This window comes from Methanospirillum hungatei, from assembly GCF_020216685.1.
Lineage (GTDB): Archaea > Halobacteriota > Methanomicrobia > Methanomicrobiales > Methanospirillaceae > Methanospirillum > Methanospirillum hungatei_B.
The window spans coordinates 1-11,298 of sequence record NZ_JAIWNS010000175.1; the positions used below are offsets into that span (position 1 = coordinate 1).

8 protein-coding genes are annotated in these 11,298 nt (G+C 40.9%); 6 read left to right on the forward strand and 2 right to left on the reverse strand.

Translation table 11 applies throughout. The features are described 5' to 3' along the window. Positions 1-396 precede the first annotated feature (396 nt). A complete protein-coding gene (locus tag LDL35_RS10955; protein WP_304022375.1) occupies positions 397-1,161 on the reverse strand; it encodes an FHA domain-containing protein in 765 nt (254 codons plus the stop codon). Positions 1,162-1,649: 488 nt separating this feature from the next. After that, on the reverse strand, positions 1,650-2,018 hold the full coding sequence (locus tag LDL35_RS10960) for a response regulator (protein ID WP_304022377.1): 369 nt from the start codon (positions 2,016-2,018) through the stop codon (positions 1,650-1,652). A 335-nt stretch (positions 2,019-2,353) separates the two neighbouring features. Here LDL35_RS10960 and LDL35_RS10965 point away from each other — a divergent pair, with 335 nt between their 5' ends. The 6 genes from LDL35_RS10965 to LDL35_RS10990 form a co-directional block, all read left to right on the forward strand. Continuing rightward, the gene (locus LDL35_RS10965; protein WP_304022379.1) at positions 2,354-5,329 is read left to right on the forward strand and encodes an ATPase, T2SS/T4P/T4SS family; all 2,976 of its coding nucleotides are present in this window, start codon (positions 2,354-2,356) and stop codon (positions 5,327-5,329) included. Continuing rightward, entirely contained in the window at positions 5,326-7,203 is a 1,878-nt protein-coding gene (locus LDL35_RS10970; protein WP_304022380.1) for a type II secretion system F family protein, read from the forward strand. Before LDL35_RS10965 ends, LDL35_RS10970 begins: the two co-directional genes overlap by 4 nt. After that, positions 7,203-7,568 carry a type IV pilin N-terminal domain-containing protein gene (locus LDL35_RS10975; RefSeq protein ID WP_304022381.1) on the forward strand — a complete coding sequence of 122 codons (366 nt, stop codon included), beginning with the start codon at positions 7,203-7,205 and terminating at the stop codon, positions 7,566-7,568. Before LDL35_RS10970 ends, LDL35_RS10975 begins: the two co-directional genes overlap by 1 nt. Then, entirely contained in the window at positions 7,565-8,491 is a 927-nt protein-coding gene (locus LDL35_RS10980; protein WP_304022382.1) for a hypothetical protein, read from the forward strand. The genes LDL35_RS10975 and LDL35_RS10980 overlap by 4 nt, the downstream gene beginning before the upstream one ends. A gap of 895 nt (positions 8,492-9,386) precedes the next feature. Continuing rightward, a complete protein-coding gene (locus tag LDL35_RS10985) occupies positions 9,387-10,967 on the forward strand; it encodes an ATP-binding protein (RefSeq protein ID WP_304022383.1) in 1,581 nt (526 codons plus the stop codon). 8 nt (positions 10,968-10,975) lie between these two features. Continuing rightward, on the forward strand, positions 10,976-11,298 hold a 323-nt coding region (locus LDL35_RS10990), incomplete at its 3' end, for an SWIM zinc finger family protein (RefSeq protein WP_304022385.1).

Genomic DNA, 11,298 nt, shown 5'->3' on the forward strand with positions numbered 1-11,298 from the left:
TGATGTGACAGATTATCATCATGAATTCCGCCCTTTTGGAAGAGGAGTACTGGTATTGTCCGCCGATTGAAAATCCGGCAATGAGCATGATGATCAGAATAATCAGACTCACTCCGATGGATACAGCAGGTAGCTGCCAACTTTCAAAAGGAAGGTGTATTGGTTCAGGTTCCGGGACCCCTCTCCCACCAGTAAACTGCGGAGGGTAAAAAGTTCCTGAATCAGGATAAGGAGATCTGTTTCCGATATTATCTATGAGATCGCCATTTTTCCAAACAAGATCCGCGTTTATGGATTCAGAAGATACAGGAGCGGTAAAAACGATAAGGAGACTGAGTAGAATGAAAAAATTATTAAGAATGGACTTTGTAATCATATCATTTCAGGCAGTTTTTTTTAATCGGTGATAAAGAGGAACCGTGCCGACATATTACCGGTTCCAAGGATAATGAGATCCCCGTCGGTTATGGTTCGCCTGGTATGCGGTGAAATAGGTTCGGTATTGACAAAGGTTCCGGATGTGCTGCCACAATCTTCTATCTCCCATCCCTCTCCATGATACATCCGGGCATGAGGTCTGCTGATACGGGAGACTGATTTATACTCAGGACTTAACATCACAACACTGTTCTGCATCTTTGAAAAACTCATGTCTGTTGGATCGACCCGGCCAAGGGGGATCTTTTCTCCATTCAGAGGGAATATCTTTCCTTCTTCTGGGCCGGTTGTCAGATAGAGACATGGTGAGGTCACCCCAAATTGTGTGCTGATATCTTTTCGGATAGTACTGAGTTGGGACGCAAGGTCTCTATGGGTGATCATCAGGGGCACTTTTGAGAACATCGAAAGGTTCGTGATGATCTGTTCCATCCCGCCGGGTGCAAGTGAGTACTTCCACACCGGGTGGATTCCGGTCATGGTCTCAGAGCTCATACCGGCGTCTTTTCTGACAAGACCAGCCAGAAGGAGTTTGTCAATATGTTTCCTGATATTTTCATAGCTGGTCCTGGTGATGGCGGCGATCTCTTTAAGTTCCATAGGCCTGGTCTCAAGAGAGGAGAGGATCTGCAGCCGGACCGGATTTGCAAGGGCATTCAGGTATTCTGACATCTCAACGAGATACTCAGGGTCTCGTTTGCCCTGAATGGTATTGTCTGTCATTATCAGGTACCCAAGTCATATGCTCGCTGGGAGATTATGTCTTTTCTGTATAATGGAATACGAGTCACCCAATTCTCAGGGATATTGATGATTCAGAGGGATAACGACAATAAGACAATGCTAAGAGGTAGATGTATCGAACCGGTATTACAATTAATTATTAAGTATGAATAGATATTATTAATATTCCTGAAGATATACAATTATGTGCAGTGGGTTACTTCATCTGGGAGCAGGTGCCCTAATACCGATATTTCCAGCCATTTCATACACGGACAGAGCGTCGTCTTTAAGAGCAGTACTCCAATTATCACTCGTACAAATCCTGGCACCGGCCCATTCCATTGCATGAACCGGGAAATCCTTCTTCTCCGGATAGTTTAAACAGAGTATCTGGTTTTTATGAAATGTTAGTTCAATATTATCTGATAAGAGTAAATACAGGTCATATCTGCAAAAAGAACTAGTCGAAGGAAGGAGATAAATTGTTATCCAGGACTGCCCAGTATTCTTCGTACTGCAGAGAGTAATATCTCCGGATCATAGGGTTTCACGACATAACCATTCGCACCAGATCTCATCGCCAGATCAATAACCGGTCCCTGACCTGCAGAGGTACACAGAATAATCCGGGCGGATGGATTTACTTCCCGTATCTTTTGGAGAAGATCAATACCATTCATCCCAGGTAGAATCAGATCAATAATTACCAGTTCAGGAGATATCTCACAATATTGTTGCAGCCCTGATTCTCCATCCTGTGCTATTCCAGTGACACGATACCCGGCCTGGCTAAGAATATCTCTGGTTCTTTTCAGATCTTCTTCCGTATCATCAATGATTAGTATTCCCGTCATATCTATACATGAGGATTTCAAGAACGTAGTCCTGCTCTATTTTTTTCAGCATCTCTGGAATGTTATATATTCTATTACTGTATCAAAAAATTTTTCTTAATTAAAAATAAATTTATTAAATACCTTGGAGAGAGATATCCGTTCAATGTTATGTATATTGATATCATGAAACATAATTCTTTTGAATGCATAGAACAAAGTATTATAGAAAAAATTCATAATTGAAAGATTAATAAGATTTTATATTTTTTCATAATAATAGAGAAAAATTTTCGCATACCATCAAAAAAATTATGGACGGGATAGAGAGTAAACAGGGTGGAGATTTCTCTCCAATGTTAGCCTCCCAGTATCAGATCCCAAAAACTGAGGTAATTATATCAATAATTCAGACCGGTCCGTTATTCTATGAATACCAGGTAACAGAACCAGAACTCAGGGGAGATGATTTTGAACGGATTAAATTTCTGCGTTCACATTTTTCCCGATTATTTCAGGATAAAAAAAGAAACCAGCAGTTTGTCAAAGACTTTTCTCACGAATTCGCCCTCGAAACTTCAAAATTATATCCTTCCTTACCCCCGGATAAGATCAAATTATTTGAGTATTATATACTCAGGGATTCCAGGGGATTTGGACCGGTGCAACCTCTCATTGACGATCCTTTTGTCAGTTCAATAGCGATCAATGGTCCGGATGGCGTTGTGAGCGTTACCCACGACACATATGAGACCATGTTCACCTCCCTTCGTCTTCGTGAGGATGAAATTCGAATACTTGTAAAAAAATTATGTAACAGATCGATTCGCCCGGTTGATTATGATACTATACCTGACGTGGTCGAACTCCGAACTGGTTTGAAGGTCTATTTTTCAGGGCAGAAGAAGGATATAACTCCTTTGATTTTCACTATTGAAAAACCCTCGTCAGAAACCCGGAGTCTTGTTTCTGAGAGGATCATCTCCTCATATCATCTCTATCATGATATGATAGAAGTCACCATCATCGTATCTCCTCCTGACCGGTTTTTTTACCAGATATCGATAATTTCCCTGAGTGAACATGAAAAAAGTGCAATACAGGCATCAATAGAGTATATAAAAAAGAAGAGCGGTTTACAGACATTTCATGAGGGTGCATTCAGGATATCAGAAAATGATTTTTCAGGGTTTTTACATAAGAATTATCCGGATATTCCGGATCGAAAACACCATCTTCTGTATACGGCCCTGAGTTTTAACCAGGATATTGTAAAATGGATTCGGGTTATTCTTTCTGACCCAAACATTACAAGAATTCTCTGCACCCACCCCGGAAAACCGGTCCATGTATGGCACAAAAAAACCCTTGGAGAAACAGAAACCTCCATCATCCCAAATAGATCTGATATTAACCGATTTGCAACCTTTTTAATAAAATCTTCAGGGAAAGAATATGATCCGTCTCAAAATGATATCACCCTTCAATTTAAAACAGGAGAAAAAGTCTATCTTACCAGGATCAGGGATGACAAAGGTCATTACTACCAGATAAAAATAGAGAAAAACGGGAATAAAAAACCAATACCTGAAAAGAAACAAAGGGTGTCTGTTCCGAAGATTACTCACTCAATAGAATCTGAACCTGATGAGCGTATTGATGCTCTGATTTCAAAAATTTTCGACCGTGACCATAAAAAAGAATCATCAGATTCTGTTCATTCACCTGATGAACCGGTAAAGGACGCTGAAGAGGAGCAGGGATTTTCCAAACTCTTAAGTCCCCTCAAAAAGGGTTTGAAAGGGTTTTCCATTTCAGGTTTTCAAAGAAAAGAGAAGCCCAGCCGGGATGAAGCCCCAATTCCTGATACCCTTCAGGTTCCATCGGTGATGAATATTCCAGCCGGTGATGATGATATTGCAGAGGAAGCATACTGGCTTTATCAGCCGCATGCATATGCAGTCATTTTACAGGATAAAAACAAGGAGCGATCGTACCGGGTGATTGAACCTGAACTGACTCCCCGTGAGAGAATCATTCTTGAAGAGACGCACGAAACACTCCGTGATGTACTGGTATATGACAAACCGGTATCCAGGGGAGATCTTTTTCTTGAATATGGTGAAGTTGCAAAGATTGTCAGGACGTATGAACCGAAAATTCACGATGATCGGCTCTCAGTCATCTATTATTATCTTCGACGTAATCTGAATGGATATGGGAAGATAGACCCTCTGATGTATGATGAACTTCTTGAGGATATCTCATGTAACGGCCATGATCTTCCCGTGTATATTCATCACCGGTATTATGGAAGTATCCCGACATCTATCAGGTTTGAATCGGAAGAACTCAATCGGTTCGTTCTGAAACTCTCACAAAAAGCAGATAAACAGGTTTCACTTACATCTCCCCTCCTTGATGCATCACTCCCAAACGGAGCACGAGCCCAGATTACATATTCTGATGTCGTTTCAACAAAGGGCAGTTCTTTTACAATTCGTAAGTTCAGATCCGACCCGATGACTCCGGCGACTTTGCTTGCATTCGGGACGTATAGTAACGAACTTCTGGCATTCATCTGGCTTGCTCTTGAAAACCGTCAGAGTCTCATTGTTGTCGGGGGAACTGCCAGTGGTAAAACATCAGCAATGAATGCGTTCTCATTTTTTATACCTCATAATTCAAAGATCGTCTCTCTTGAAGATACTAGGGAGATTCAGATCCCCCAGAAAAACTGGCTCCCGGTTCAGACAAGAGTGAGCAATTCGTTTAATGATCGGGGCAGTGTTGATCTTTTTGACCTGTTAAAAGCCTCACTGCGACAGCGGCCGGAGTATATTATAGTCGGTGAAGTGAGAGGCAACGAAGCCCAGACTCTTTTTCAGGCGATGAACTCAGGCCATACCACTCTATCTACCCTTCATGCGGGAAATATCGAAGAGGCTTTGAACCGTCTGACAAACGAACCGATAAATGTCCCCCCTGCTATGTTTGGTGCTTTAAACCTTATGGTTATTCAGACATTTCATTACCGTGCCGGCAGGATGATACGACGTTGTGATGCTATTCACGAGATTGTCCTTGGAGAAGGTGACAAGGTAAACTGGAATACCCTGTATGAATACGATCCGAAAAAAGATTCATTTAAAAAAGTATTTAAAAAATCCAAAACATTACAGACGATTCAGTACATGCATAACTGGACCGATGAAGAGATTCAGTTCCAGTTGAATCTTCGTGCTTCGTTCCTTGCCAAACTCCGGAATCAGTACAGTACCGATCCTGAAATCCTCATCCAGATGATCTCTGATCTACGGAGGATGGCATGATGCTCATATCTCCCCGGCAGGTTGATACATGGCTTGAAGGAACCAATATTCGAAGATATATCCGGGCTGCTCATCTTCCCTATTCACAGTATTCTTTTTTCATGTTATTACTGAAATGCAGCATTGCATCAGTCAGTGCTTTTGTAATGCTGACAGCCTATATACTCTCTCTTCCTGAGGATGTCCAGCTGATACCAGGAATGGCCAATATCTATACGATCCTGATTGCATTCGTCCTTCTCGTTCCTGGTGTTATCATCGGCATTTTCACCTATCCGCAGACGGTTGCAATGGGAAGAAAATCCTCAATCGATCTTGATCTTCCCTATGCAATCACGTACATGCAAGCCCTTTCCACGACCATGACATTATATAATGTCATCAGAAAGATTTACGAGGCTGACGATCTTTTTGGAGAAGTGGGGAAGGAGTTTGGCCTCATTGTCAGAGATGTTGAGGTCTTTGGTGATGATCTGTATACTGCTATCAGAAACCTGCAAAAGGTTACTCCATCGAAGAATCTTGAGGAATTTTTAAATGATCTCCTTCTTCTCTCAAACAGCGGAGGAGATGTGACGAATTTTCTCTCATCCAGATCGGCTTATTTCAGAGAGTCTGCAGCTCGTGAACTGGAATCAATATTAAAAACGATTGAGGTGATGGCGGAGGTCTATGTGACGGCTTTTGTTGCAGGACCTATCACGATGATCATTATCATAGTGGCACAGAACCTGGGAGGAAAATCCGATCTTGCCGGATATATGCCGCTCATTATCATCGGTCTTGCTCTTGGATCGATAGGGATGATTTACATTCTGTACCTGATGCTCCCCTCCATTAAGATGGATATTACGAGGAAACCAAGAGAAGAATCTGAATTTTCCGATGTGATGATAGGGAAAGAGGAGTACTCAAAAGTCGATAAGAATTTTTTAAAGAGGGTGGAAGCAAAGAGAAAGCGTTTCAAACTGGAGAATTTACTGAAAAACCCGGCCCGGGCATATATTTCCGATTATAATTATGGAATTGCACTTGGTTGTGTGTGTGGCGGGATCGTATCTGCACTCTATTATCTGGGTTATCTGAATGAATGGATACCGGGAATGTCCCTGGAAGCATTCATAAGTCTGCTCATAATTTTTTCCCTTGCCCCCCCCTCTCTTGCGTATGAAGGAAGAAGCTGGTTTGTGAACAGTGTGGAGTCTCATACTCCGGAATTTCTCCGCCAGCTCGTGGATATGAAAGATGTAGGAGTTACGTTACAGACGGCCATCAGTCTGATCTCCAATTCAAAGTTGGGGGTGCTTTCACAGGAACTCGTCATGACATCAGAGGATATCAGGAGGGGGGCAACAACCATTAACGCCCTGGTCAGGATGGAAGATCGAATCGGACTGGTATCAGTCAAACGTGCCATGTCACTTCTGGTCAAGGCAAGCGAGGTGACCGATTATATCAAGGATGTCCTGATTATTGCCATCAATGATTTCGAGCATTATCTGAAATTAAAGAAGGACCGGTTTAATATTGCGATCACGTACGTGATGATTGTGTACCTGGCCGTAGGGATTTATATGTATACCGCTTATTCCCTGAATGTCTCCTTTGTTTCATCTTTTACGAATTTTAATATATCATTTGATACATCGGGAAACCTGACCGATATGTTCAGGATCGGGTTGGTTCTTGGGTTTTTTTCCGGCCTTATGGCCGGACAGTTATCTGCGAACAGTGTTCTGGCTGGTTTAAAGCATGCTATTCTTCTTGTCCTTGGATGTTTTGTGTTATTTGTTTTTATTATTCCATATCAGCTGGATATTGCAGCCGAAGCGGCCAGGGTTGCGGCAGATGCAGCAGCAAACGGAGGAGTGTAATGAGAGAAGAACCTGCTGTTTCGGCAGTCCTGAGTGAAGTTTTGATGATATCACTCGTGTTAATCCTCGTGCCGATTGTGACGATAAGTCTGATGAACCAGTTACCTGAGGATCGGGTTCCGACGGTTAATATAAAGATGAGTCCGATTACGAATAATAATGTGACTTTTTATCATAAGGGAGGTGACTGGATAAAATTTACTGATATTAGAATTCTCCAAAATGGAAGGCAAATAAGTTTTATGTATGATAAACCTGTTTTCGATTTGGGAGACCATATTACTGTTAGTGGTGTTATTCAAAATGCTAGAATTGATTTTGTTGCGAAAAATTCAATAATATTTTCAGGTGTACCCCAGTCATGAAAGATGACGCTGTTTCACCGGTTGTTGCCTTTATGTTACTCCTGATGATTGTAGTATCCTTCATTTCTGTTCTCAATGCATATTATATCCCATCACTGAAACAACAGGCAGAGATTGATCATCTTCACAACGTGGAACAAAGTTTTTTAAAAATTTCATCAGATATCCTTCAAATCCTGACATTTCGGCAAAATATGACGATGAGTGAATCAATTCAATTAGGAGGAGGAGACGTCTATTTTTCATCTGTTAAATCATCCGGATATCTCGAAGTAAACACATCTGTACAAGATAATCCATTATATACAATTAATATTCAGGTGGAAAATAAGGATGATCATATTATTTATTCTCAATATTCAGAAATTAACCAGTCAAAAATTATTTTCCGTCCAATAGGGAATTTTTGGATTAACCAGGGTTACGAATGGGAAGATGGGATTATTTACATTACTAAGGGAAATCGAAAAACGAGTCTAATATATTCAGATACAGATGAAAAAATACAACAAACAAGGAATAATTACTATAATATGTCTTTACCTCGAATAAAATTATCAGAATCCCAGAATAATCTTACTAACATTATAATAGATATAATTAACATTGAAAATCCCTTACAAAAACGCTCCTACAGCGGAAATGGATACGGAAGTTTTATTGTAGATCTTAAAAAAGTAAAACAGTACAGTGCTCCACTCAACATTAGTGAGAAAATAATTTTTGATACTTCAAATAGTGCAGTTAATTATGGAGTTGACTCCACAATCAATGATACATTCTATCGCTCTATTCCCTGGACAAATGCTATCTGGGATCATAATTCATTTACTCTTACAATACCAAATAATCCAATATTGTTAATGGAAAATAAAATTCCGGATTTGACGATAAATCTTTGGAATCTTTCTTTTCATTTTTAATGAAGAGGAAAATAGGATTTGTGGTTATTAGATAAAAAAATCTTTGGTCATCCCTCAATTAATACTTCATTTCTGGATATCATTGTATTTTTATAGTAGAATTCTAAATAAGAGGTATTTCCTAGATTATGAATATTTTTAAGATTTCATCCTTCAGCATAGCATACAGAATAGTACCGAAATGAGAGACGACAAGACGGGTTTCTGGATATAATTTATTTATCGAAACCGGGAAAAAACATGGATTTTTTTGTATTTGTGAGAGATATTTCTGTGAAAGAACAGTTTCAGCCTCTGAATAGATCCCCCCTGCCAGAACGTATCCTGCCGGATGGATTCCTGACCGGGCATAAGTACATAATTTTCGTGAGCCAAACCCATGTCCGAAGAAAATGGTGTTCTTTAATGAATATCCCGTTTTCTGAAGTGAATCATGTAATCTATCAAAACCGGCAACTTACACTCATCCGGAATACCCTCTTTCCAGAAGAGATCTGGTGAAGACCCCGGTTTTTATAATTCATTCATATAAATTAGAGAAGCAGACATTTAATAATAATTTTATATAAAATCGTAATATTTTTCTATACGTACATCAAATAATTATGTGTGAGTGTGCTATCTCTGATACCATCTCACACATATCCAGGGATTGATTGTTTGGCAGTGGGGAACCTTCATCGGATCCTGCAGAATCGTGATCGCACTCGTACACCTTACGGAATAATATTTATTTCTCTTTTTATCCGGAACAATAGTGAGTAATCGGTGAACATTACCCCCCGGATGCTGATGGCAGGGATGATGCCGGGGCCTCAGGAATTATCATAAACCGGCAGATGGATCTGTATCTTCGGGAGAAGTTATTTGACTATAGGATGAATAGCTACGTACGATGAGATTTTTCAATACTGCCGGGCCTGTACAGTGTGAGAAACATTACTGTCTTCCTCCTCTTTCCCGGTTTGATCTACCAGAAATACTCAATCTCATCAATCAGGAGAAGTATTTTGTTCTGCATGCACCAAGGCAGAGTGGAAAGACTTCATGTCTACTGGCTTTGCGGGAATATTTGAACCGTGATGGGAAATTTGCTACATTGTATATGAATGTGGAAACCGGACAGACTGCAAGAAGTGATGTTGGGAGAGGAATGAAAGCAATAATCAGCGAACTTGCATTTCAGACTGATTTAACGATAGAGGACGCATCACTAAGGGATCAGATAAATCATTATATTGATGTATATGGTCCTGATGCAGCATTTAAAATGGTTTTATCAGATATATGCAAAAAGATCTCTCTTCCGGTCGTTGTTCTTATTGATGAGATTGATGCCTTGGTTGGTGACACTCTTATTTCAGTTCTTCGGCAACTTCGATCTGGTTACTCTGAAAGACCTGCGTCGTTCCCATCATCAATCATCCTCTGTGGTGTTCGTGACGTCCGTGACTACCGGATTCATTCAGATAAAGATAAGGCAATAATCACCGGTGGAAGTGCATTTAATGTCAAAGCCGAATCCCTACGGCTTGGAAATTTTACTGAAGAAGAAACCAGAACTCTGCTTCTTGAACATACCAAAGAGACCGGGCAGATATTTGAAGAAGAAGCCCTATCCTCTGTCTGGAACCTGACACAGGGTCAGCCCTGGCTGGTTAATGCTCTTGCATATGAGATCTGTTTCAAAATAGAAGAGGGGAAGAACCGATCTAATCCGGTACGTAAGTCCATGGTTATGGAGGCAAAAGAACATCTCATCCAGAGGAGGGAGACTCACCTAGACCAACTGGTGGATAAATTACAGGAAGAGCGTGTCCGGAGAGTTATTGAACCTATATTATGTGGTGAATCCGGACCTGAAACGATTCCGGAAGATGACATCTGGTACACAGAGGATCTGGGAATTATTACAACCAAAGGCCAGCTTCGAATCTCCAATCCTATATATCAGGAGATAATACCCAGAATTCTCACATACTCAACCCAGCTTACTATTACAAAAAAACCTGCATGGTATATTGATTCCAGGGGCAGACTGGAGATGAAAAAACTTCTTCAGGAGTTTCAGCAGTTTTTCCGGGAACACAGTGAATCCTGGCTTGAAAGGTTCTCCTATCGGGAGGCCGGCCCTCAGTTACTCCTTCAGGCATTTTTACAGCGGATAATCAACGGAGGCGGACAGATTACGCGGGATTATGGACTTGGCAGAGGTAGGACCGATCTTTTTATCCTTTGGCATCTGCCTGACGGAACATTTCAGCGGTTTGTCATCGAATGCAAGATTGTGTATGGTTCACGGGAAGCAACGATTCAGAAAGGCCTTGACCAGGTGACCAGGTATGCTGACCGATGTGGAGCAGAAGAGGTATACCTGCTCATATATGACCGGAAGAAAGGAAAGAGCTGGGAGAAGAGGATCTTTACTGATACGATTGAACATGAAGGCAGACAGGTAACGGTATTTGGGATGTGATGTATAGAATGAGGGATCCACTTGAAGATCTTGATCTCGGAGCTCCTTATGATGATCGGATGAAAAAACGGATCATACAAAAGTACAAAGGAAGGGGGAGACGGGCGATATCGATGGTGAGCAAAGGAGTAGTCGTACGGGAAACGCAAGATCATTATATAATTCATGATGATTCATTCGATCATAGAGTCATTGAAGATACCTGCACGTGTCAGGATTATATACAGACAGGAGGACCGTGTGCACATATGATTGCCGTTGCGATAGTAGAGGCCATGAATCCGAATTTTGATTCATATGATACAGAAATAGAAGCATGGAATGCGTATTA

Excerpts from the sequence above, each read along its gene's own strand:
- LDL35_RS10955 (WP_304022375.1), bottom strand. The coding sequence starts at position 1,161 with ATGACAGACAATACCATTCAGGGCAAACGAGACCCTGAGTATCTCGTT.
- LDL35_RS10960 (WP_304022377.1), bottom strand. The coding sequence starts at position 2,018 with ATGACGGGAATACTAATCATTGATGATACGGAAGAAGATCTGAAAAGA.
- LDL35_RS10965 (WP_304022379.1), top strand. The coding sequence starts at position 2,354 with ATGTTAGCCTCCCAGTATCAGATCCCAAAAACTGAGGTAATTATATCA.
- LDL35_RS10970 (WP_304022380.1), top strand. The coding sequence starts at position 5,326 with ATGATGCTCATATCTCCCCGGCAGGTTGATACATGGCTTGAAGGAACC.
- LDL35_RS10975 (WP_304022381.1), top strand. The coding sequence starts at position 7,203 with ATGAGAGAAGAACCTGCTGTTTCGGCAGTCCTGAGTGAAGTTTTGATG.
- LDL35_RS10980 (WP_304022382.1), top strand. The coding sequence starts at position 7,565 with ATGAAAGATGACGCTGTTTCACCGGTTGTTGCCTTTATGTTACTCCTG.
- LDL35_RS10985 (WP_304022383.1), top strand. The coding sequence starts at position 9,387 with ATGAGATTTTTCAATACTGCCGGGCCTGTACAGTGTGAGAAACATTAC.